Source organism: Streptomyces sp. LMG1-1-1.1 (assembly GCF_040815545.1).
GTDB lineage: Bacteria > Actinomycetota > Actinomycetes > Streptomycetales > Streptomycetaceae > Streptomyces.
Genome location: NZ_JBFPNH010000058.1, coordinates 14924 through 37267, shown reverse-complemented (window position 1 = coordinate 37267; position 22344 = coordinate 14924). Strand labels below are relative to the sequence as shown.

The following is a 22344-nucleotide window of genomic DNA, read 5'->3' as shown; positions in this document are numbered from 1 at the left end:
GGGCACGGCGGGCGGGTGCGGCGGCCCGCCGGGCGTCTGGCCGGCGGTGGTCCACTCGGTGGTGAGCACGGCCGCGGCGGAGTCGTGGGCGGCGGGGCGCGGCGGGGCGGCGGAGCCCGATTCGGCGGCGGGCCGGTGGCCTTCGCCGATCGCCCGCGCCCACGCGGGCACGGGCCCTGGAGGCGCCGCGGGAGGGGTGGTGCTCGCACCGGGGCCGACGGGCGGGTGGCCGGGGACGGGGTACGGGGTGGTGTCCCCGGGCCAGGGGCCGAGCGGAGGGGGCGTGGAGCCGGGCTCCAGGACGGACGACACGCGGCCCACGGCGATCCGGCGCCGCAGGTCGCCGGCGTGGGAGGGGCGCTCCTCGGGGACCTTGGCGAGCAGGTGGACGACGATCTGGTCGAAGAAGGCCGGAAGCTCGGCGCGGAGCGCGCGCGGGGGCTCCGGCACGGTGTCCCGGTGGCCGATGAGGATCGCCCAGGAGTCGCCGAGGTCGAAGGGCGGGGCGCCGGTGGCCAGTTCGTACAGGACGCAGCCGAGCGAGTAGAGGTCGCTGCGGTGGTCGACCTCGCTGCCGCCGATCTGCTCGGGCGACATGTAGTGGGGCGTGCCCATGGCGATGCCGGTGCCGGTGAGCTTCGAGGTGAAGCCCATGTCGGCGCCGAGGCGCGCGATCCCGAAGTCGCAGATCTTAACGGTCCCGTCGCGCAGCCGCATGATGTTCGCGGGCTTCAGGTCGCGGTGCACGATCCCCTGCCCGTGCGTGTACGCGAGGGCGTCGGCGACCTGGTCGGCGATCTCGACGACGTCCTGGACGGGCAGCGGCCGCTGGGCGTTGGCCGCGAGGAGCTGGCTGAGGTTGCGTCCCTCCAGGAGCTCCATCACGAGGAAGAGGACGCCGTCGTACTCGCCGAAGTCGTGCACGACGGTGATGCCCCGGTGCTGGAGCGCCGCGGCCACCCGGGCCTCGCGCCGGAAGCGCTCGCGCACCACGGTGAGGACCTGGGGGTCCTGCTGCGGGCCGAGCGGCTTGAGGCACTTCACGGCGACGCTGCGCCCGAGCGCCTCGTCGGTGGCGCGCCAGACCTCGCCCATGCCTCCGCGACCGATGACCTCGTGCAGGCGGTACCGGCCCTGGATCAGTCTCGAGTCCCCCATCGTGTGCCGTCGCCCCCGTCGAATCCCGTACTGCCTCCTCGGCTCCTCCAGTATGGCCGCCGGGTCGGACAGTGAACACGGGGCGGGGTACGCGTACGGCACGCGTCGCACGAACGGGTCGGGATTCGCCTACCTCACGCGTCGCGCGAACGGGTCGGGCAGGGTCTCGGGGCCGAGCCGTTCGACGGCCCGCAGGATGTGCCGGGGAGGCAGCCGCCAGCGTAGGCGGGCGGGGATGCGGCGGAGGGCGCCTGCCGTGGTGACCAGGCGGCGGGTGACGGTCTCCGCCGGCGGGGCGGGGCGGCCGTAGAGCGCGTGGGCGTACGGGGGCAGGGTGTCGTACGCGAGGGCGGTGACGCGCCTCCAGATCACCTCGCGCGCCGGGACGAGCACGGGTTTCACGGGCGGGCGGCGGAGGAAGTCCTCGACGGTCCGCGCGTCCGGTCCGGCGGCGAGCCGGGGGCGCACCGCGTCGAAGTAGGCGGCGAGTTCCGCGGCGGACGCCGGGACGGCGTCCGGGTCGAGACCGACGAGCCGCGCCGAGGTGCGGTGCTCGTCCACGTACCGGTCGGCCTGCGCGTCGGTGAGCGGGATGCCGGAGCGGCGGGCGACCGAGAGGTACGAGTCGGTCTCGGCGCAGTGCACCCAGAGCAGGAGTTCGGGATCGTCGACGCCGAGCAGGCGGTGGATCCGGCGGACCCGGGCGCCGGCCGCCTCGGCGGCCTCGGCCGTGCCGTAACTCAGCGTGCCGACGAAGTTCGCCGTCCGCATGAGGCGCCCCCAGGGGTCGTCGCGGAAACCGCTGTTGATCATGACACCGCGGACGGCGACGGGATGCAGCGCCTGGAGCCACAGGGCCCGGACGCCGGCGATCCACATCACCGGATCGGAGTGCACCTGCCACGTCACGGAGCGGGGACCGAAGAGCCCCGGATCGGCGTCCTGCCTCATGCCGCTCAGGCTACGCCGCGCCCGGCTCCCCGGGCAGCGGTCGCGCGCCCGGCGACGGCCGCGGGTTCGGATCAAGGGCGCCACCTGGGCGGGGGCACCACGCCCGGTGCAAACCCTCGCCGGTAAAGTCGACTTGCCGGTGGCCGGCCAGCGAAGTCCTGGCCACCCCTTTGTCCCGCTTCCCCAGAGGATGCCCATGTTCACGGTCAACGAGTACTTCGACGGCACGGTCAAGTCGATCGGCTTCACCCAGGAGCAGGGCCCGGCGACGATCGGCGTGATGGCCCCCGGCGCCTACGAGTTCGGCACCGCGAGCCCGGAGGTCATGCACGTCGTCAGCGGGGCCCTGACGGTGAAGCTGCCCGGCGCCGACGACTGGCAGACCTTCGCCGCCGGGACCCGGTTCGAGGTCCCCGGCGACAGCAAGTTCCAGCTCGAAGTCGCGGTCGACACCGCGTACCTCTGCGAATACCGCTGATCCTGTGCTCGGCGTGATCAAACGGGGGGCCGAGCGACGCGCGCGCGGCGGGCCGGAGTCCGGTCCGCAGCGTGCCCTCATCACCGCCGTCTTCGTCAGCAGGGTCGGCAACGGCCTCTTCAACACCGCCGCCATCCTCTACTTCACGTTCGTGGTGCATCTGCCCGCCACCCAGGTGGGCCTGGGTCTGACGATCGCCGGCCTCAGCGGCCTGGCGGCCGGCATACCCGCGGGGAACCTCGCCGACCGGTACGGGCCGCGCACCATCTGGCTGACGAGCCTCGCGCTCCAGGCCGTCACGATGGCGGCCTTCGTCCTCATCGACAGCTGGCTCGCGTTCACCGTCGTCGCGACCCTGGACCGGCTGGCCGCCGCGGGCGGCGGCGCCGCGGGCGGTGCGCTCGTCGCCAGGGTCGGCGGCGAGCGCCCGGCGGCCTTCCGGGCGAGGCTCCGGACGTTCGTCAATCTCGGCGTCGTCCTGGGAACCCTGGGCGCGGCCGTCGCCATCCAGATCGACACCCGCGCCGCCTACACCGGTCTTATCCTCGCCAACGCCGCCAGCTTCGCCTTCGCCGGGCTGATCGCGTTCCTCGGCGTCCCGAACTACCGGCCCCTGCCCCGGCCCGAGGAACACCGCCAGTGGTCCGTCCTCACCGACCGTCCCTACGTGTCCTTCGTCGCGCTCTACAGCGCCATGGGCCTCCAGTACCAGACCGTCTCCCTGCTCCTGCCGATCTGGCTCGCCACCCACACCGACGCGCCGCGCTGGACCGTGGCGGCGGTCTCCGCGGTGAGCAGCGGCGTCTGCGTGCTGCTGCAGAGCCGGCTCGGCTCCAAGGTGGAGACCCCGCGCCAGGGCGGCCGCGCGTTCCGCCTCGCGGGACTCCTGTTCCTCGTCAGCTGTCCGCTGATGGCCCTGACCGCGGACGTCCCCGCCTGGGTCGCGCCCGCCCTCGCCATCCTCGCCGTCTGCGTCCACAGCATCGGCGAGGTGTGGGAGTCCTCGGGCGGCTACACCCTGGCCTACGTTCTCGCGCCCGACCACGCCCAAGGCCAGTACCAGGGCCTCTTCGGCATCGGCTTCAACGCCGGCCAGGCCCTCGCCCCCGTGATCCTCACCGGCCTCGTCCTCCCCCTCGGCCACACCGGCTGGCTGCTCCTCGGCGTCTTCTTCGCCACCGTGGGCGCCGCCGGCCCCCCGGTCGCCGCCTGGGCCCAACGGACCCGCCCCGCGCCGCCGGCCCCGGAAGCCGCCCCGGACGATCCCGCCCCGGTCGGACAAGGGCAATAGCGACCCCGACGTAGGCCTAGCGGCGGACGCGGGGCATGCCGAGGCCGATCCAGGAGATGATCTCGCGCTGGATCTCGTTGTTGCCGCCGCCGAAGGTGAAGATGACGGCGGATCGGTAGCCGCGTTCGAGTTCGCCGTGGAGGACGGCGCCGGCGGAGCCTTCCTTGAGGGCTCCGGCGGCGGCGACGACCTCCATGAGGGCGGCGTAGGCGTCGCGGCGGGCCTCGGAGCCGTAGACCTTGACGGCGGAGGCGTCCTGGGGGGTGAGGGTGCCGTGCTGGACGGCGTTCACCATCTGCCAGTTGAGGAGTTTCATCGCGTCGAGGCGGACGTGGGTGCGGGCGAGGCTGCGGCGGACCCAGGGGAGGTCGATGACGCGGCGGCCGTCGGCGAGGGGGGTGGCGGCGGCCCAGCGCTGGACGTCGTGGAGGGCACGGATGGCCATGGTGCCGTGGGCGGCGAGGGTGACGCGCTCGTGGTTGAGCTGGTTGGTGATGAGGCGCCAGCCCTTGTTCTCGTCGCCGACGCGGCGGGAGGCGGGGACGCGGACGTCGTCGTAGTAGCTGGCGGTGGTGTCGTGGGAGGCGAGCGTGTTGATGAGCGTGCAGGAGTAGCCGGGGTCGCTCGTCGGGACGAGGAGCATGGTGATGCCCTTGTGGGGCGGGGCGTCGGGGTCGGTGCGGACCGCGAGCCAGACCCAGTCGGCGGTGTCGCCGTTGGTGGTCCAGATCTTCTGGCCGTTCACGGTGTAGTGACCGGTGGTCTCGTCGCCGTCCCGTACCGCGCGCGTCTTGAGGGCGGCGAGGTCGGTGCCCGCGTCGGGCTCGCTGTAGCCGATGGCGAAGTCGATCTCCCCGGAGAGGATCCCGGGCAGGAAGTACGCCTTCTGCTCGTCGGTGCCGTACCGCATGATCGTCGGCCCGACCGTGTTCAGCGCCATGAGCGGCAGCGGCACGCCGGCCTGCGCGGCCTCGTCGAAGAAGATGAACTGCTCCATCGGGGTCAGCCCGCGCCCCCCGTACTCGGTGGGCCACCCCACGCCGAGCCACCCGTCGCCGCCCAGCCGTCGCACGGTCTCCCGGTAGAAGCGCTTCTGGGCGGCCGGGTCCTCGTACCGGGCGTGGACGTCGTCCGGGACCAGTTCCGCGAAGTACGCGCGGAGTTCGGCGCGCAGACGGTTCTGCTCGGGCGTGTACTCGAGGTGCATGGGGGCCTCCCGTGGCGGCGTCCTGCGGCGGCGTCCTGCGCCGTCCTCGGTGCGCCGCGCGCCTGGGCGTGATGCGACGCGCGACGGCGGCCACGGTAGAACGTGTTCCACAAATCCGGAAGCCTCGGGACGGTGACGGTCCCACGCCGGCCCGCACCCGATGACCGGTCGGCCCCGGGCGGGGGCAGGAGGGTCAGCCCGGGGCGGGGACAGGACGGTCAGCCCGGGGCGGGGGGCGAAGGCAGGTCGCGTACGAAGACGGGCTAGAGGTGCTTCTCGGGCAGGGCCTCGGGCAGCTGTCCCCAGTCGAGGACGTGCGAGACGACCCGGTCAGGCGCGACCTTCCCCGAGGCGGCGAGGTCGAGGGCGTCGGGGAGGTGGGCACGGACGTGGTCGCGGGCGATGCGCAGGGTGACGCCGGTGAGGTACATGTCGAGCAGCGGGAGTTCGCCGGGGCGGAAGTGGTTGCCCGCCGACTCACAGACGCCCTCGGGAGCGAGGGACCTGACGGCGAGGGCGAGCTGGTCGACGCGGCCGGTGGCCTCGACGGCCAGGTCGAAGCCGTGCCGGATCGGTTCGACGGTCTCGGCCGTACGGGCGCCGGGCCGCGCCTTGGGATGGGGCGCGACGAGCCGCCAGGACAGCGACCAGTTGTCGCTGGCCGAGGCCATCGCCACTGGGTCGAGGCCGGTCGGCAGGGGGACCAGCATGGCGTCCGCGTACGGGACACGGACCAGGGCACCACGACGAGGTCGCCGGGCTTCACACCGGTCACCTCGTCGCCGACGTCGGTGACACGGGCCACGCATTCGTGGCCGAGGGCGAACGGCGGGTCGAGGAAGCCGTGCCCCGCCAGGATGGACGAGTCCACGTCGCAGGAGGTGGCGGCGACGGGTGCGACGATCGCCTCCCTGGCGGACCGGACCTCCGGGGCGGGCGCTTCGCGCCATGCGACCGCGTGCCGCGCGATGTAGGTCAGTTCACGCATGGGCCCGCCGCCCGTTCGCCAGGCCGAGGAGGCCGAGGAGAGCGACGAGGGCGAAGAGGGCGAAGAGGGCGACGAAATCCGTCCCCGTCATCGCGCGGCCTCAGTCCGTCCAGACACCGGTCGGGACGGTCGATCGGATCAACGGCACGGCGGCTCCCCTGTTGGCCGACGTCTCGTTGTAACAGTCGTTATAACGAGACGTCACACTAGACTATGACGGTCGTTATAACCAGCGACGGGCTCTCCGGAGGAGCGGGACGCGCCTCGGCCCCGGGTCGGAGGACCGACCCGGGGCCGAGGAGGATCACGAGAGTGGTGGACAGGCGAGGGGCCTGTCAGGGACACCTAAGGCAGGAGCTCGTCCATGGAGGCGCGCCCCTTCTCCGCCATGCGGCGTTCGGCCCACGCGAGGCTCTTCGGATTCACGTCACGGCCTGAGGCGAGGACCAGGTCCTCCGCCGTGAACTCGCCCTCCGAACCGGCGTGCAGCAGCCGGTCGGGCGTCGGAAAGTCCCCCGGGGACGTCTTGTCGGGCTCTGCGTTCATGCCGCCTCCTACGTTTCTTCCGGCACTGGCCATTGTCGTGTCCGGCCACCCGGACCGCATCCGGGACGGCGCCCGGAGCGGCGTCACGCGGGCGGAGCGGGCCACCCGGCCGACATCGGCCGGGTGAGCGGGGACGCGTCCGGTACGACGGCGTCGCGGGCCGCCTCTTTCCAGAGGGCGAGGCCCGCGCGCAGCAAGGCCCACACGGCGGCGGCCTCCTCGTCCGTCCAGACCTCCCCGTCGGCGGCGCCGAAGATCCGCTCGTAGGCGGCGTCATGCACCGCGCCCCGGACGGGTAGCGCCGTGGCGGTGTCCACGCTGCGCGCGACGTCCTCGAAGAAGTTCCAGGTGTCCAGGACCAGCCCCGTCGGGACCGTGCGCGAAGCGGGGTCCCGGAAGGCCTCCTCGATCGACTCCCGTACGTCTTCGAGGTCGAGCACCGACTCCGCGTCCGGCACGAGATTCCAGCCGTTCCGCTCGCAGTGTCCGCGCAGGGTCTCGGTGTCGTGGAAGGCGAGGAGCTTGCGGCGGTCGTCGACGGCCAACGTGTCGTGGTCGTCCCCCTGGCCGAGCCGCCAGATCACGTGGAGATCGCCCCTGCGGGTCGCGATGCGCACGGCGTAGTGGTCAGTCACGCGGGATTCCCCCTGGATTCCGTACGAGCGATGCGGCGGCCGTGAGCGAGAGCGTGGCGCCCTCGTCGTGGTGGTGGGTGTACGCCTGCGAGGCCAGGGAGCCACGGAGCGTCTCCTCGGCGCGGGCACGGATCTCGGCCTCCGTACGGACCGCGAAGGGGCGGAATCCGCCGCCATGCGCGCCGATGTGCGTGTCGTACGCGCCGAGGAGCCGAGCCCCGGCCTCGGCGTCGCCGGGGCCGCCGCGTCCGCCCAGCGCCCAGGCTGCGGTCGCGAACTGGGTGACGAGCAGGTAGGGGGCGACGAGGTGGGCGAGGGTCTCCACGTCCCCGACGGCGCGGACCAGCCGCTCGGCGGCGGCGTCGTAGGCGCCGTCCAGACAGTCGAGCCAGGCCCGCACACCGCCGACGAGGCCCCAGAACAGCGCCGGCGTGACGTCGCCGAACTCGGCCTCCGCGAAGCCGAGCTGGGTCCGGGCGAGGGGGACGCGCCCCGTGTGCGCGTAGTGCTGGGCGAGCAGCAGTCGGCCGGTGCCGGCGGCTTCGGCGCCCCACTGCCCCGCCTCGTCGGCGGCCTCGACCAGGAGCCGCTCGGCCGCCGCGCCGTCCTCGGGGCGGAGCCGGAGCCGCACGGCCGCGAGGCGGGCCGTGATGACGGGCACCTGGGAGCGGGCGCCGACCCGCGCGGCCGCCTCGGCCGCGCGCTCGAAGTCGGCGGCGGCCTCGGGAAGCCGCTCGGCGCGCTCGTACGCCTCCCCCCGGGCGGAGAGGGATTCGGCGGTGCCCCACGCGTCCCCGGCGGCCTCGAACAGGGCGAGTGCCTCGTCGGCGTCCCCGGGACCGTGGCCGAGGAGTTTGGCCCGCATGAGGAGGGCGAAGCCCAGGTCCCAGCCGGTGCCGTGGTCGCGGCAGGCCGCGACGGTCAGCGCCAGGGTCTCGTCGAGAGTGCGCAGCTCCCCGGTCATGAGGCGGGCGAAATACCACATCGTCCCCGGCTGGCGGCAGGTCTGCGGAAGGCCCGGCCGGTACGCGGAGACGAGCGCCGCGAGCCGCGCGCGCGACTCCGGCTGCTCGAGCACGGTGGCGCCCTCACCGCCCTGCGTCGCGAGCGCGTACAGGTGTCCGCCACGCCGGGCCTCCCATAGCCGCTCGCCGCTCCACGGCGGCGGCACGTCCACACACCTGCCGGTGACCGGCTCCGCGGGACGAACCGGCTCCCTGAACGGATCGGGGCCGAGCCCCGCCGCCTCTACAGCCCAGGTCCGGGCGTCGACCATGTGATTGCGCAGCTGCCAGAACCAACTGAGGCAGTGCACGAGACACAGCGCCTCCTGCTCGTCACCCAGCCTCACCGCCGTCCGCAACGCACCCCGCAGGTTGTCGTGTTCCCGCTCAAAGCGAGCGATGGCCGCCACCTGCCCGGTCCCGCGCAACTCGGGGTCCGTCCTACGGGCCAACTCCCGGTAGTACGTCAGGTGCCGCCGCTCGGTCGCCACCCGCTCCCCCGCCTCGTCCAACCGCTCCCCTGCGTACTCGGCGACGGTTTCCAGCAGCCGGTAGCGCATCCCGGCCCCGCCCGGCGCGGCCACGACGAGCGACTTGTCGACCAGCGCGCCCAGCACGTGCAGGACGTCGGCGGACGCGCCGCCTGGGGCCGCCTCTGGGTCGACACCGCAGGCGATACGGGTACCGGCGGACCTGTCCGCACCACCGCCGGAATCCGCGGAGGCGGCCGCACGGGTCGCTGCGGAGGAGGAGGTGGAGGGGGAAGTGGAGGGGGAAGTGGAGGGGGAAGTGGAGGTGGAGGTGGAAGTGGCGGGGTAGGTGGTGGCGGTAGGGATACGCGTACCGCCGGCCGCATCGGGGATACGTGTACCGCCGGCCGCATCGCCGACGGTGCCCGGATCCGCGAGGCCGGCCGCAGCGTCGGTGCCGTGCGCGCCTCCGTCGGCGCACACCGCCTCCGCCGCCGCCGGATCGCACCCGCCCGCGAACACCGCGAGCCGCCGCAACACCGCCCGCTCCGCGCCGTCGAGGAGCTCCCACGACCAGTCCACGACCGCCCGCAGCGTCTGCTGGCGCGGCAGCACGGTGCGCGCCCCCGACGTGAGCAGCCGGAAGCGGTCGTCGAGCCGGTCCGCGATCTGCCGTACCGACAACAGCCGCAACCGCGCAGCCGCCAACTCGATGGCCAACGGCAACCCGTCCAGCCGACGGCAGACCTCCGCCGCCGCCTCCGCGTCCTCCCCCACCGTGAACCCCTGACGCGCCGCCGCACCCCGCTCCCCGAGAAGACGCAGCGCCGCCTCGGCCGACAGCGGCCCCAGCTGACGCACCACCTCCCCGGGCACCCCGAGGGGTTCCCGGCTCGTCGCGAGCACGGTCACACCGGGGCACCGCGTGACCAGCGCCTGCGCGAGCTCGGCCGCCACATCGACCACGTGCTCGCAGTTGTCGAGGACGAGCAGCATCCGCCGTCCCGCACAGTGCTCGACCACCGAGGCATACGGGTCCCGGGCATCCGTGTCGGTGACGGCAGGACCGTGCCAAAGCTGGGTGTCGCGCGCCCCGAGCGCGGTGAGGACGGCCGCTGCGACCGTGCTCCCCTCGCGCACCGAGGCGAGCTCGGCCAGGTGGACCCGGCCCGGGTAGGTCTCCGCCGCCTCCACAGCCAGCCGCGTCTTGCCCACTCCGCCCGGTCCGGTGAGGGTGACCAGCCGCCGGTGACCCCATGCGCCGGCGAGCTCGTCCAGTTCGTGATCGCGGCCGATGAAGGAGGTCAGCCGGGCGGGCAGGGAGGGGGCGGGCATGGGGGGACCGGGCGGGGGTGGGGTGTCGGGGGCGGACGGGGCTGGGGTGTCTGGGGCGGACGGGGTCGGGGTCTCGGGACCCGACACGGCCGAGGTGTTCGGACCGGACGGGACCGGGGCCCCCGGACCCGACGGGGCCCAAGCAGCCGGACCGGACGGGGCCCAGGCAGCCGGACGGGGCGGGGCGTCCGGACCCCACACTGCCGAGGCGTCCGGACCAGACGGGGCCGGACGATCGGGCCGGGTGTAGAAGTGCGCTTCTGAGCCGGTCGCCGCGTGCAGGCCGGATGGGCCGGGGCGGCCGGACCGGCCGTAGGGGTGTGCGTCGGAGAGGGCCGCCACGTCCTGGCCGGAGGGGAGCGGGCGACCGGTCCGACCGTCGGGGTACGCGTCGGATCCTGCCGTCGCGTCCGAGCCGGACAAGGCCTCGACGCGCGGCGCCGACGGATCCGGAGCGTGCGGACCCGGAGCGTGCAGATCCGGAGCGTGCCGATCCGGCCCTCGTATGGCCCGCGCCGCGGGTCCGGCCGCCGCTCCGCGCGCGTCCGTCGTCAGGAGTTCGGCGTGCAGGGAGCGCAGCTCGGGGCCGGGGTCCGTGCCGAGGCGGTCGGCGAGGGTCGCGCGTACGTCGTCGTACACCGCCAGGGCCTCGGCGGGGCGGCCGGAATCGCGCAGGGCGCGGATCCGGAGGGCCTGTACGGGCTCGTCGAGCGGCTCGGCGGCGGCGAGGGCGGCGAGTGGGGCGAGGACGGCGGTGGCCCGTCCCAGGGCGAGGTCGGCGGCGAATCGGTCGCGGTGGGCCTGTGCGTGGCGTTGGGTGACCCGTACGACGAGGGGGTCGGTGTCACGGCCGGGCAGGTCGGCGAGGGCGGGCCCGTGCCACAGGCCGAGTGCCTCGTCGAGGAGGGCGGCGGCCCGCTCGGGGTGGCGGTCGCCGAGGGCGGCTGCCCCCTCGGCGGCGAGGCGTTCGAAACGGTGGAGGTCGACGGCCTCCGGGCCGGCGGCCAGGCGGTAGCCGCCGCCGGGCGTAGAGACGACGGCCTCACGCCCCAGGGCCTTGCGCAGGCGCCCGACGAGGGCCTGGAGCGCCGCCGTACGGTCCGGCGCGTCGGAGGCGTCGGCCCACACCTGGTCGACGAGTTCACGCGGGCCCACCGCCCGGCCGCCCGCGGCGGCGAGCGCGGTGAGCAGCGCCCGGAGCCTGGCACCGCCCAGGACGGCCTCGGTCCCGTCGTCGGCACGGAAGGCACGGCACGGGCCGAGAACGCGGTAGGGCAGCTGCACCGGCTCATTCTGCCCGGCGGGTTCCCGGACAGCACGGGATTTCCGGGGCGGCGGCGAGACCCGGCCCGCCTCGCGGCTGCGTCCTGGACTCGGCCGGGGGCGTCGCAGGCCTCCCGAGGCTCGGCTGACCCTCGCGGGTACCTCCGGAATTCCACCCGCCCACACCGGGCGCCCCGGAACCCCTCCGCGCCCCCACCGGCGCCCCGGAACTCCGCCGCCCTCGCCGGCACCCCGGGGACTCGGCCGGCCCTCGCGCGCGCCCCCGTAACACCACCCGCCCACACCGGGCTCCCCCGGACCCCGCCCGCCCCCACCGGCGCCCCGGAACTCCGCCCGCCCTCGCCGGCGCCCCAGGGACTCGGCCGCCCCCACACGTAGCCCCGCACCACCACCCGCCCCCGGCATCCCGGCAGGTCCGCCCGCCCTCGCGGGTACGCGGGTGCCTGGGAAGCCCCGCCCGTGCTCGCGGGCTCGCGGGCTCGCGGATGTCCGGAAAGCCCACCACCCTCAGGGGTACGCAGGCGCCCGCGTAGCCGGCCCGTCCTCGCGGGCTCGCGCGCGCCCGGGAAGCCCACCACCCTCGCGGGCTCGCGCGCCCTGGCGGCCCACCGCCCGCCGGGTACGCGCGCCGCGAAATCCACCACCCCTCAGGGGTACGCAGGCACCCGCAAAGCCGGCCCGTCCTCCCAGGCTCGTGCGTGCCCCGGAAGCCCACCACCCCTCGCGGCCTCGCACGCCCGGGGAGCCCACTGCCGCGCGGGCGCGCCCGCCCGGGAAGCCCCCCGGGGGTACGCGGGCCCCGTGGAAGCCCGCCCCCCCAGGGGGGTACGCGAGCGCCCTGAAAGCCCGCCCCCCTCGGGGGTACGGCGGGCGCCCGGGAAGCCCGCTCGTCCTCGTCGAACGCATCCGCGGCGGCGAACTCGCGCCACGCCGTGTCGCCGCCATGGCGTCGGCGGGGTACGCATTCGACAATGAGGGGGATGAGCGAAGACGACCGGCCTGCGCGCAACGGCGAGATCGGGCCCGCCGAGTGGCTCGCCATGAACCGGACCGGCAGCTTCGACTGGGATCTCGACACGGGCACGATCGATGTCGACGAGTCGGGGCTGTTGGTGTTCGGACTGACTCCGGACGCCCATGACGGGCGCCCGGTGACTCTCGTGGCGCGCCTCGCCCCCGAGGAGCGGGCGCGGCTCGAAGGGGTGGTGCGGGAAGCCGTAAGGAGCGGTGCGGTCTCGTACACCGCGCACTTCCCGATCCCGCAGGGCGACGGGTCATCCCACTGGACGCACGTGCAGGCGCGGATCCTGCGTTCCCCGGACGGGCGGGCCCGGCGGATCGTCGGCATCGTGCGGGACACGACGGCCGAGGTCACGAACTTCGCGTTCGTCCAGGAGCTGGAGAAGCGGCGCGAGGTGCAGACGAGCATCGTCGAGCGGACGACGAACGCTCTGTCGCGGGCGGTGACGGTGGACGACGTCACCGCCGCACTGACGGGTCCGGGCGGGCTCGCCCGGCTCGGCGCCGACGGGCTGGCGCTCGGCCTCGTCGAGAACGGCTCGCTGAACGTCATCGCGCTGAGCGGGGAATCCCTCGACGTGCTCAACGACTTCCGCACCCGGCGCCTCGAACGCGGGCTTCCGCTGGCCGAGGCGGTGTTGAGCGGGCGGCCTCGGTTCGTCTCCGCGTTCCCGTCGCTCGGGCGGGACTTCCCGGAGCTCGCCCCGTACGTGGAGCGGCTCCCGTTCCGGGCGGCCTGCTATCTGCCGCTGGTGGCGCAGGCACGTTCCCTCGGCGGCATGGCCCTGTTCTACCGGGGGCGCACCGACTTCAACCCGGACGAGCGGAACCTGGCGCTCGGGCTCGCGGCGATCGTCGCCCAGTCGCTCCAGCGGGCGATCCTGTTCGACGAGGAGCGGGAGCTCGCGACCGGGCTCCAGGCGACGATGCTGCCGCGCCGGATCCCGGAGATCACCGGCGGCGAGATCGCGGTGCGCTACCACGCGGCGTGGAGCGGCCGGCAGGTCGGCGGCGACTGGTACGACGTGATCGCGCTGCCCCGCGGCCGGGTCGGGGTCGTCGTGGGCGACGTCCAGGGCCACGACACGCACGCCGCCGCCATCATGGGGCAGCTGCGGATCGCCCTGCGGGCGTACGCGGGCGAGGGACACGCCCCGTCGACGGTGCTCGCCCGGGCCTCCCGGTTTCTCGCCGATCTCGACACCAACCGCTTCGCGACGTGCACGTACGCGCAGGTCGACCTGGCGAGCGGCACACTGCGTGCCGTACGCGCGGGGCACCTCGGTCCGATGATCCGGCACACCGACGGCCGGGTCGGGCAGCCCAAACTGCGGGGCGGTCTGCCGCTGGGCCTGGCGACGGTGTTCGGGGACGAGGAGTTCCCGGAGACCCGGCTCGACCTGGTGCCCGGGGAGACGCTGGTGCTCTGCACGGACGGGCTCGTCGAGCAGCCCGACTCGGACATCGACGCGGGTCTCGCCGCCCTCTCGGAGGCGATCAGCAGCGGCCCGCCGCAGGCGGAGGCCCTCGCCGACCACCTCTCCGAGCGGCTCTGGGAGCGGTGGGGCTCGGGTGACGACGTGGCGCTCCTGGTGCTGCGCCGCAGCCCGGACCCCGGCACGCCGCGGGCACCGCGCATCCACCAGTACATCCACCAGGCCGATCCGCAGGGCCTCTCGGACGCGCGGGCCGCCGTCGGGCAGGCGCTGAACGACTGGGGCATGCCCGAGCTGTCCGACGACGCCGAACTGCTGACGGGCGAACTCCTCGTCAACGTGCTGCTGCACACCGAGGGCGGCGCGGTGCTGACCCTGGAGGTGCTGCCCGAGCCGGTGCGGCGGGTACGGCTCTCGGTGCAGGACAGGTCGAGCGCCTGGCCCCGCCGTCGTACCCCGGGCGAGGCCGCCACCTCGGGGCGCGGACTGCTCCTGCTCGACGCACTGGCCTCCCGGTGGGGGGTCGAACCACGCGGCGAGGGCAAGGCCGTGTGGTGCGAGATCGGCCCGACGACGGTGACGGCCGACGCCACGGCGAACGGCGCCTGAGGATCTCCGGAGGGACGTCATGGACCCTGTGGCCGCACTGAACCGGATCGCGTTCCTCCTGGAGCGCGCGCAGGAACCGGGATACCGGGCGAAGGCCTTCCGTACGGCCGCCGCCGCGCTCGCCGCGCTGCCCGAGGGCGAGGCGGCGCGACGGGCCGCGACGGGCCAACTGGAGGCCGTCAAGGGCCTGGGGCCGAAGACCGCGACGGTGGTCCGCGAGGCGCTGGAAGGCCGGGTGCCGGTGTACCTGGACCGACTGGAGCGGGAACTCGAGGAATCCCTGGCGTCCACCGGGCCCGGAGACGGCGGCGCAGCGCTGCGGGCGGCGCTGCGCGGCGACTGCCACCTCCACTCGGACTGGTCCGACGGCGGCGCCACGATCGAGGACATGGGCCGCGCGGCGGCGGCGATCGGCCACGAGTGGGCGGTCCTCACCGACCACTCGCCCCGGCTGACGGTGGCGCGGGGCCTGTCCCCGGAACGGCTGCGGGAACAGCTGGACGTGGTGGCGCGGCTGAACGAGGAGTGGGCACCGTTCCGTCTGCTCACCGGCATCGAGTGCGACATCCTCGACGACGGGTCGCTCGACCAGGATCCGGAACTGCTCGCCCGCCTCGACCTGGTCGTCGGTTCGGTCCACTCGAAGCTCCGGATGGATGCCCGCGCGATGACCCGCCGTCTCGAACGGGCGGTGCGCGACCCGCTGATGCACGTCCTGGGTCACTGCACGGGGCGGCTCGTGGCCGGCGGGCGGCTGCGGCCCGAGTCGGCCTTCGACGCGGAGCGCGTGTTCGCCGCGTGCGCGGAGTCGGGAACCGCGGTGGAGATCAACAGTCGCCCCGAGCGGCTCGATCCACCCCGCCGGCTGCTCCGGCAAGCGGTGGCGGCCGGCACGTACTTCGCCGTCGACACGGACGCCCACGCACCCGGCCAGCTGGAATGGCAGATCCTGGGCTGCGCGCGGGCCGAGGAGTGCGGCGTACCCGAGGACCGAGTCATCAACACCTGGTCGGCGGACCGGCTGTCGGAGTGGACGCGCTGCTGACCGGCGTGGCGGGAGGTCCTCCGGACGACAGTCGCGCCGCTGCCCGGCAGTGTGGAACGGTCCACCGGACGACAGGCGCCCCGCTGACCCGTGTGGCGGGACGGTCCACCGGACGACAGGCGCGCCGCTGCCCGGCAGGGTGGAACGGTCCACCGGCCGTCAGACACGCGCTGCCAGATGACCGGCATGACGTCGCAGAGTCGCTGACCAGCGCGCCGCGAGTGTCCTCCGGCCGTCAGGCGCGCTGCCAGACCGTCGTGGCGTTGCAGAACTCGCGGATGCCGTGCCCGGAGAGCTCCCGGCCGTAACCGGAGCGCTTGACGCCGCCGAAGGGGAGCGCCGGGTGCGAGGCGGTCATGCCGTTGACGAACACGCCGCCCGCTTCCAGGTCGCGGACGAAGAAGGCGACCTCGTCCGGGGAGCGGGTCCACACGTTGGAGCTGAGGCCGAACGGCGAGTCGTTGGCGACGGTCACGGCCTCCTCGATGTCGCTGACCGGGTAGACCGTGGCGACCGGGCCGAAGGCCTCCTCGTGGTGGATGCGCATCGCGGGGGTGATGCCGGTGAGGACGGTGGGCCGGTAGTACCAGCCGTCGCGGAGCGTGGGTTCCTCGGGCCGGTGGCCGCCGCAGAGGGCGGTGGCTCCCCGGCGCACGGCGTCGTCGACGAGCTCCTCCAGGTCGGTCCTGCCCTGTGCGGTGGCGAGGGGGCCGATGTCGGTGGACTCGTCGAGCGGGTCGCCGACGGTGAGGGCGTTCATGGCGGCCGCGAACCGTTCCGAGAAGTCGTCGTACACGTCCTGGTGGACGATGAACCGTTTCGCGGCGATGCACGACTGGCCGTTGTTCTGCACGCGCGCGGTGACGGCCGTCTTCACGGCGCGGACGATGTCCGCGGACGGCATGACGAGGAACGGGTCGCTGCCGCCGAGCTCCAGGACGGTCTTCTTCACCTCGTCGCCCGCGACGGCGGCGACGGCCCGCCCCGCGGGCTCGCTGCCCGTCAGGGTCGCCGCCACGACCCTGGGGTCCCGCAGGACGCCCTCGACGTCGCGGGAGCCGATCAGGAGGGCCTGGAAGCAGCCTTCGGGGTAGCCGGCGCGGCGGAACAGGTCACCGAGGTAGAGCGCGGTCCTCGGCACGTTGGAGGCGTGTTTGAGGAGGCCGGTGTTGCCCGCCATGAGCGCGGGCGCGGCAAAGCGGATCACCTGCCAGAGCGGGAAGTTCCACGGCATGACGGCCAGGATCGGGCCGAGCGGCCGGTAGTGGACGCGGGCCACGTCCGCGCCGGAGTCCTGGACGTCGCTCTCGGCCGGATGCTCGTCGGCGAGCAGCTCCTCCGCGTTGGCCGCGTACCAACGCATGGCCTTCGCGCACTTGCCCGCCTCCGCACGGGAGGCGGCGATCGGCTTACCCATCTCCAGCGTCATCGTGCGGGCGATGTCCTCGGTGTCCTCGTCGAGGAGCTCGGCCGCGGCACGCATGAGCCGGGCCCGCTCGGCGAAGGAGGTGGTCCGGTACTGACGGTAGGCCTCGTGCGCGGCCGCGATCCGCCGCTCGACCTCCTCGGGCCCGTGGGCCTCGTAGGTGCGCAGCGTCTCACCGGTCGCGGGGTTCACGGTGGCGATGCCCATGACGTACCTCCTCCTGCCATCGGCCCCCTCTGCAACCATCCGCCATGACCGGCCCCGCGCAACAGGGGCGCGGCCGGTCGAGGGGCGCGATCCGGTCAGGGCACGTCGACGGCGGGCATCTTCACGAGGACCCGACCGGCATCCGCGCCCGCACCCATCCATACCGATACCCACTCCCCTGGCCACACCGGCACTGGCACCGGCACCGGCACCGGCTGGAGATGCGGGCGGATGGGGGCGGATGGGGGCGGCGATGTTCGCGTGGTTCAGGGATTGACGGCGTGTTCGGTGAACCGGCCGCAGGAACGGAAGCCGAGGCGCCGGTAGACCGGCTCGCCGTCGCTCACCGAGCACCGGTCATGTTCCGATGCAGGTGACAGGCGTGGCGGCGGTGGCACTCCGGTGACCAGCACGGGTGCCACACGCCCTGGAACTGCCGTCGGGCGCCTCGGTACGGTGCCGGCACAGCCGCCGATCCTGGGTACGCCCATGCCTCCGGGGCCCGGTCCCGCCGCAGCCCCGGGCCCGGGTACGCACGCGCGTACCCGGGCCCGGGGTTCTCACGACGTTCTGGGCCCGTCGGCCGTGACGTCAGGCCGACAGGGCCTGGTGTAGCGCTTCGAGGCCGTCGTGGTAGATCCCCGCGAACAGGTCCTCGGTCTCGGCGTCGGTGGCGCCGGCGGGGGTGAAGCGCCCGGACCACTGGACCTCGGCGACGTCGTCCCGCCCGGCGACCGGGTGGACGCGCAGGGTGGAGAGGTAGCCGGTGACGGGGAAGGGGGCTTCGAGGATGGCGTACGTGTAGGAGCGTTCGGTCTCGCTGAAGGCGACGAGGCGCTCGACGATCACGTCGCCGTCGGGGTTCGCCAGGCGGCGGACCCGGCCGCCTTCGAGCGCGGTGCTCTCGGGGATGTACGGCAGCCAGTCGGGGAGGGCGTCGAATCCGCCGACGAGGTCCCAGACCTTCTGGGGTGAGGCGGGCACGACGCGACTGACGGAGGTGGAGGCCATGATCGCTTCTCCTGGTGGTGCTGAGGTGTGTGGGCGGGAGAGTCCGGGATCGAGGACCGGGAGTGGGAACGGGAATGGGAGCGGGAGGGGGAGCCCGGGGAGAGACCTCGGCGGGAGGTCAGGCGTTGTTCGGGAGCGGGGCGGCGGGGCTGACCAGGCCGGCCTCGCGCAGGTCCGTCCAGAAGGCGGCGGGGACGGTCTCGGCCAGCGCCGCGGTGTCCTCGGCGATACGGGTGGGCCGGGTGGCGCCGGGGATGACGGCGGCGGCCACCGGGTGGGCCAGGGAGAACTGCAGGGCGGCGGACTTGATGCCGATGCCGTGCTTCTCGGCCAGCGCCTTGATCTTCCCCACCCGCTCGACGATCTCGGCCGGCGCCTGCTGGTACTCGAAGTGGGTGCCGCCGGCCAGGATGCCAGAGCTGTAGGGCCCGCCGACGACCATGTCGACGCCCTGCTCCTGGGCCATGGGCAGGAGGCGCTGGAGGGCGTGGCCATGATCGAGGAGGGTGTAACGGCCGGCGAGCAGGAAGCCGTCGGGGCGCGGCTCGTCGAGCGCGAGCGTCAGCTCGATCGGCTCCGTCTTGTTGACGCCGAGACCCCACGCCTTGATGACGCCCTCGTCGCGAAGGCGCGACAGCACACGGAAGGCGCCGGTACGGGCCTCCTCGAACTTCGCCAGCCACTGGTCCCCGTGAAAGTCCTGGGCGATGTCATGGACCCACACGATGTCCAACCGGTCGGTACCCAGACGCCTGAGGCTGTCCTCGATGGAACGCTCCGTGGCCTCGGCCGTCCACTCATGCACGATCTTGTTCGGATTACCGTGCTCAAACAGCCCGCCCTTCTCACCCAGGTCACGAGCGGCGGTCTCCTCCTCGTCGAGAATGACGCGCCCGACCTTCGTCGACAGGACGTACGCATCCCGCGGCTTCACGGAGAGCACCTCACCGAGCCGCGTCTCAGCCAGGCCCGCCCCATAGAACGGGGCGGTATCGAAGAAGCGAATCCCCTGCTCCCACGCCGCCTCGACGGTGGCACGAGCCTCCTCATCGGGAATCGCGCGGAACATATTGCCGAGCGGCGCGGTACCGAAGCCGAGACGGCCGGGGAGGATTTCCTTGAGCGACATGACTGTGCCTTTACGGGGGTGAGGGTGGGCCCACGGGGCGCGGCGACCCTTGCGAAGAAGCCGGAAGCGCCGGGTGGATGGGATGACCCACCGGTTGCGCGTGCGCTACGCCCTGAAGATTTAGGTGCAGGCGCGCCTTACTTTCGTAAACAATAGTTGCAGACGCGGGTCAATGCAAGGAGGTGGTCCCTGGGGCCCTCCGGCATGTCGGCGGAGCCGTGTCCGCCCCCCTGTCACCGCCTCCTGGGCCGGTCCTTGGCGCAGAACGGCGGCGGCATCACGTCGCCCCCCGTCGTCCGTCACCCCGAACGCGCGCAGAGGGCAGCACCGTGAGCGTGTGGGGGCGCGTCTCTACCGGGTCATCCTGGATGAGCTCGGCTGACGTGGGCAGCTCGACTGGTCCAGGTGCGTGATCGACTCGGTGAGCATTCGTGCCCTCACAGGGGGCATCTGCCGTGTCGGCGTCGTCCGGCCAAACTGCACGGCGACAAGGGCTACGACTACGATCATCTGCGCCGATGGCTGCGCGAGCGCGGCATCGTGCTGCGGATCGCCTGCCGTGGCATTGAGTCCTCCCAACGCCTCGGTCGCCATCGATGGGTCGTGGAACGCACGATGTCCTGGCTTGCCGGCTGCCGTCGCCTGCATCGGCGGTATGAACGCAAGGCCGAGCACTTCCTCGCCTTCGCGGGTATTTCCGCAGCCCTCATCTGCCTTCGCCGCCTCGTTTGTGCGGACGCGCAGAACCGGTTTACGTCGTGCCAATTGGCGCGTCCGGCCGATCGGGGAGGTTCGGCAGCGCCAGCTGACGGTCAACCGCCTTGGAGGCCCCACTCGTCGAGGCCACTGTAGACATGGGCTTCAAGGCATCCCGGGGCATCCATGCCGACGGCCAGGCCCCGGTCCAGGGCGATGAGCGAGTCCTTGCCCCGCCACCAGGGGTCGGTCATGCCTCGCACTTCAGGTACCGGCTCATACCCTTCGAGGTCCAGGGAGTCGACGGCCTCGCCGGTGATTCTCGTGATGGTTTTGGCCGAGCGTCTCGCATGGCTGGCCAGCGCCAACGACTCCACCCAGCCTCCAGTGCCGGCATGCAGCGGTGCCCAGTGGTAGCCGTCGATCCCGAACTCGCCACGGGGCCGATCATGAATCCGTAGGCCATGGAATATCGACACTCCCCGGCCGGGATCCACCAGCCTTCAGTGGCCGAGCCTTCGGGAACGTCCGCGCCGAGGACGCGCGGGCCCTGCCGGTCAAACCGGCCGGCGCGACCGGGACGGGCGATACGGAAGTGGCAGCCACCATGGTGCCCGGAGTTTACTGGCGAGGACTGGTAGCACCTCGGGCGGAAGCCCGCCCGCTCCGTTGCGGCCCAGGCCTTGCACCCCCACCAACAAGCGTCCTTGAGAGCCAACTTTCGCGCTCAGTCACCGTGATCCCAGGGACGGCCATAAGAAACGACGTCATAGCGCCCGGATGTGGGGGTCGTCGACCGCCGCTCGGGAGAAGTCCAGGGCGTTCGCGCTGCGGAGTTTCGCAAGGCGGACCTCGTGCCGCCGGAATCACACGCCGACTTCGGTCCACTCCACCAGGCGTCGCCAGCAGGTCAGGCACGAGCCGAAGCCGAGTTCCTGCGGCAGGTGTTCCCAGGCGATGCCGGTGTGCGGAACGAACAGGGTGCGCTGGAACACCAGCCGATCTGGGTGCCGTTTGCGTCCCGGATGACGCGTCCGGCGCTCGATACTTGGGCAACAGCGGCTCGACCAGCGGCCACAGCTCGTTGTCGACTACCCACGGCTTCCGCCGAGCCACTCCATACTCCCGCCCGAGCACTTCAGTTGGCCAGTTGAGTGAAAGCTCATCCATCTCGGCCCGTTCGCGGCTTCACGCCTCTGGGGGACTACGCCGCCCGCCCATCGCAATTCATCGCGGCGGCCGCCAGGCTCAGAGCCGCTGCCCCGGCCCGATGACCGTGAGTCCCACCTGCTCGGCGAGCCAGTGCGCGTAGGGCTCCCTGAGCTGACGGCCGTCGCTGTCGGCGCTGCGAACGTGGACGAGGACGGTCTGGTCACCGGCAGGCTCGTTGTACGTGCGGGTGCTGGTGTTGAGAAGGAGCGTCACCTCGGCGTGCTTGGACTCGCCGCGAAAACCGATCTCGGGTGCGTCCGGCCAGAACAGGTTCTGCCAGTTGATCTCGCCCACGCTCGGACCGATCGCGGCGGTGAAGGCGTCCTCGACGCTGTCGACCGCCTGGTTGAGCGACTCGTACTCCACCGGTAGCCGCCCTTCGTACGCCGTCGGGCCGGTCGGCAGGCCCGGCCCCCGGACGCCTACGAGCCATGCGGGGCGGTCTTCGAACGGCACCCGATCATCGAACTCCCCGTCATGTTCCTGCCCCCGGAACCACCCCTCGGGCAGTTCCTTCGCCCCCCGCCGCACTTCGTCGACAGAGTGGAACTCCGCGTACAGGGAGACGTCGGCGTGCTCGCAACGGCCGAACTCCATGAGGCGGCGCGCCATGCTCAGGGCGAGTACGGGGTCGGGGCTACGGAAGACGGGATAGGCGATGTCGTTGGACATGAACGGACTGTGCCACGATCCGCCACCGCAGGTCATCGCATTTCCGGCCCAGCCCTACGCACGCCTGCCGTCCGTGAGGTGAACGCTCGGAGGGGAGGGGGCAGGCTGAGCTACCTCTGCTCAGCTCGCGAGATGCGGTGCAGCTTGATATGCGATGGCGGGCTTGTCCTACGCACGGCCGGCTTGTCCGTACGCAAGGCCAGGCCGCGCCGCAGACCGTGGCCGATCTGGTCGGACGGCTGGGGAATGACGGCACGGATCCCACGTCGGCGGATATGGTTCCGCGGCGCATGGATCCGTTGCCCATGTGTGCCCTGGGCCGTCCCTCCCGGGGACTACCGCAGGCGTCCCCCTCTCCCACCCGAGGCCGCGTGAAGTTCCGGCATGGCCTCCCGCCCGGGAAGCCGCCACGTCGGGGAGGCCGGCCCGTCGGCCAGTCGGTCGATCGGCCAGTCGGTCGATCGGCCAGTCGGTCGATCGGAGAGTCGACCGGTCGGAGACTCGACCGGTCGGAGACTCGACCGGTCGGCCAGT

The 22344-nt window shown here is 73.1% G+C and carries 15 protein-coding genes and 5 pseudogenes; 5 read left to right on the top strand and 15 right to left on the bottom strand.

Features of this window, described 5'->3' with window-relative positions; genetic code table 11:
* On the bottom strand, positions 1–1158 hold a 1158-nt coding region (locus MRBLMG1_RS30250; RefSeq protein WP_367827341.1), incomplete at its 3' end, for a serine/threonine-protein kinase.
* A 129-nt stretch (positions 1159–1287) separates the two neighbouring features.
* Positions 1288–2109, bottom strand: a complete 822-nt coding sequence (locus tag MRBLMG1_RS30245) for an oxygenase MpaB family protein (RefSeq protein WP_367827340.1) — start codon at positions 2107–2109, stop codon at positions 1288–1290.
* A gap of 196 nt (positions 2110–2305) precedes the next feature.
* Here MRBLMG1_RS30245 and MRBLMG1_RS30240 point away from each other — a divergent pair, with 196 nt between their 5' ends.
* Together MRBLMG1_RS30240 and MRBLMG1_RS30235 are read left to right on the top strand one after the other, a co-directional pair.
* Complete coding sequence (locus MRBLMG1_RS30240) at positions 2306–2587, top strand: pyrimidine/purine nucleoside phosphorylase (RefSeq protein ID WP_367827339.1); 282 nt, start codon at positions 2306–2308, stop codon at positions 2585–2587.
* A 13-nt stretch (positions 2588–2600) separates the two neighbouring features.
* On the top strand, positions 2601–3878 hold the full coding sequence (locus MRBLMG1_RS30235; RefSeq protein ID WP_367827338.1) for an MFS transporter: 1278 nt from the start codon (positions 2601–2603) through the stop codon (positions 3876–3878).
* A gap of 16 nt (positions 3879–3894) precedes the next feature.
* On the opposite strand, the gene MRBLMG1_RS30230 is transcribed toward MRBLMG1_RS30235, so the two are convergent.
* The 5 genes and pseudogenes from MRBLMG1_RS30230 to MRBLMG1_RS30210 form a co-directional block, all read right to left on the bottom strand.
* Positions 3895–5085, bottom strand: a complete 1191-nt coding sequence (locus MRBLMG1_RS30230) for an acyl-CoA dehydrogenase family protein (protein ID WP_367827337.1) — start codon at positions 5083–5085, stop codon at positions 3895–3897.
* Between the two features lie 263 nt (positions 5086–5348).
* Positions 5349–6073 (bottom strand): annotated as a pseudogene (locus MRBLMG1_RS30225) (alcohol dehydrogenase catalytic domain-containing protein).
* Between the two features lie 345 nt (positions 6074–6418).
* Entirely contained in the window at positions 6419–6619 is a 201-nt protein-coding gene (locus MRBLMG1_RS30220) for a hypothetical protein (RefSeq protein ID WP_367827336.1), read from the bottom strand.
* An 83-nt stretch (positions 6620–6702) separates the two neighbouring features.
* On the bottom strand, positions 6703–7254 hold the full coding sequence (locus MRBLMG1_RS30215; protein ID WP_367827335.1) for a hypothetical protein: 552 nt from the start codon (positions 7252–7254) through the stop codon (positions 6703–6705).
* Positions 7247–11347, bottom strand: coding sequence for an AfsR/SARP family transcriptional regulator (locus tag MRBLMG1_RS30210; RefSeq protein ID WP_414721681.1), 4101 nt, complete (start codon positions 11345–11347; stop codon positions 7247–7249). The genes MRBLMG1_RS30215 and MRBLMG1_RS30210 overlap by 8 nt, the downstream gene beginning before the upstream one ends.
* A 980-nt stretch (positions 11348–12327) precedes the next feature.
* Here MRBLMG1_RS30210 and MRBLMG1_RS30205 point away from each other — a divergent pair.
* Positions 12328–14412, top strand: a complete 2085-nt coding sequence (locus MRBLMG1_RS30205) for a SpoIIE family protein phosphatase (protein WP_367827334.1) — start codon at positions 12328–12330, stop codon at positions 14410–14412.
* A gap of 19 nt (positions 14413–14431) precedes the next feature.
* On the top strand, positions 14432–15457 hold the full coding sequence (locus tag MRBLMG1_RS30200) for a PHP domain-containing protein (protein WP_367827333.1): 1026 nt from the start codon (positions 14432–14434) through the stop codon (positions 15455–15457).
* Between the two features lie 235 nt (positions 15458–15692).
* Here MRBLMG1_RS30200 and MRBLMG1_RS30195 read toward each other — a convergent pair whose 3' ends face one another.
* The 4 genes and pseudogenes from MRBLMG1_RS30195 to MRBLMG1_RS30180 form a co-directional block, all read right to left on the bottom strand.
* Positions 15693–17090 carry an NADP-dependent succinic semialdehyde dehydrogenase gene (locus MRBLMG1_RS30195; protein ID WP_367827332.1) on the bottom strand — a complete coding sequence of 466 codons (1398 nt, stop codon included), beginning with the start codon at positions 17088–17090 and terminating at the stop codon, positions 15693–15695.
* Positions 17091–17356: 266 nt separating this feature from the next.
* A pseudogene (locus MRBLMG1_RS30190) lies at positions 17357–17434 on the bottom strand (GNAT family N-acetyltransferase); the annotation flags it as partial.
* A 247-nt stretch (positions 17435–17681) separates the two neighbouring features.
* Positions 17682–18101, bottom strand: coding sequence for an SRPBCC family protein (locus MRBLMG1_RS30185; RefSeq protein ID WP_367827331.1), 420 nt, complete (start codon positions 18099–18101; stop codon positions 17682–17684).
* A gap of 118 nt (positions 18102–18219) precedes the next feature.
* Entirely contained in the window at positions 18220–19230 is a 1011-nt protein-coding gene (locus MRBLMG1_RS30180; RefSeq protein WP_367827330.1) for an aldo/keto reductase, read from the bottom strand.
* A 459-nt stretch (positions 19231–19689) separates the two neighbouring features.
* Between MRBLMG1_RS30180 and MRBLMG1_RS30175 the strand changes: the two are divergent.
* A pseudogene (locus MRBLMG1_RS30175) lies at positions 19690–19950 on the top strand (transposase); the annotation flags it as partial.
* A gap of 92 nt (positions 19951–20042) precedes the next feature.
* Here MRBLMG1_RS30175 and MRBLMG1_RS30170 read toward each other — a convergent pair.
* From MRBLMG1_RS30170 to MRBLMG1_RS37410, 4 genes and pseudogenes are all read right to left on the bottom strand, one after another.
* The gene (locus tag MRBLMG1_RS30170) at positions 20043–20303 is read right to left on the bottom strand and encodes a hypothetical protein (RefSeq protein ID WP_367827344.1); all 261 of its coding nucleotides are present in this window, start codon (positions 20301–20303) and stop codon (positions 20043–20045) included.
* A gap of 396 nt (positions 20304–20699) precedes the next feature.
* Positions 20700–21042, bottom strand: a pseudogene (locus tag MRBLMG1_RS30165) (transposase); the annotation flags it as partial.
* Positions 21043–21174: 132 nt separating this feature from the next.
* Positions 21175–21810: a hypothetical protein gene (locus tag MRBLMG1_RS30160; RefSeq protein WP_367827329.1), complete on the bottom strand. Its 636-nt coding sequence runs from the start codon at positions 21808–21810 to the stop codon at positions 21175–21177.
* A gap of 197 nt (positions 21811–22007) precedes the next feature.
* Positions 22008–22100 (bottom strand): annotated as a pseudogene (locus tag MRBLMG1_RS37410) (IS5/IS1182 family transposase); the annotation flags it as partial.
* Between the last annotated feature and the right edge of the window lie 244 nt (positions 22101–22344).

What these genes read in the sequence shown, in the direction of transcription:
- MRBLMG1_RS30245 (WP_367827340.1), bottom strand. Translation starts at nt 2,109, where the DNA reads ATGAGGCAGGACGCCGATCCGGGGCTCTTCGGTCCCCGCTCCGTGACG.
- MRBLMG1_RS30240 (WP_367827339.1), top strand. Translation starts at nt 2,306, where the DNA reads ATGTTCACGGTCAACGAGTACTTCGACGGCACGGTCAAGTCGATCGGC.
- MRBLMG1_RS30230 (WP_367827337.1), bottom strand. Translation starts at nt 5,085, where the DNA reads ATGCACCTCGAGTACACGCCCGAGCAGAACCGTCTGCGCGCCGAACTC.
- MRBLMG1_RS30220 (WP_367827336.1), bottom strand. Translation starts at nt 6,619, where the DNA reads ATGAACGCAGAGCCCGACAAGACGTCCCCGGGGGACTTTCCGACGCCC.
- MRBLMG1_RS30205 (WP_367827334.1), top strand. Translation starts at nt 12,328, where the DNA reads ATGAGCGAAGACGACCGGCCTGCGCGCAACGGCGAGATCGGGCCCGCC.
- MRBLMG1_RS30200 (WP_367827333.1), top strand. Translation starts at nt 14,432, where the DNA reads ATGGACCCTGTGGCCGCACTGAACCGGATCGCGTTCCTCCTGGAGCGC.
- MRBLMG1_RS30195 (WP_367827332.1), bottom strand. Translation starts at nt 17,090, where the DNA reads ATGGGCATCGCCACCGTGAACCCCGCGACCGGTGAGACGCTGCGCACC.
- MRBLMG1_RS30185 (WP_367827331.1), bottom strand. Translation starts at nt 18,101, where the DNA reads ATGGCCTCCACCTCCGTCAGTCGCGTCGTGCCCGCCTCACCCCAGAAG.
- MRBLMG1_RS30180 (WP_367827330.1), bottom strand. Translation starts at nt 19,230, where the DNA reads ATGTCGCTCAAGGAAATCCTCCCCGGCCGTCTCGGCTTCGGTACCGCG.
- MRBLMG1_RS30160 (WP_367827329.1), bottom strand. Translation starts at nt 21,810, where the DNA reads ATGTCCAACGACATCGCCTATCCCGTCTTCCGTAGCCCCGACCCCGTA.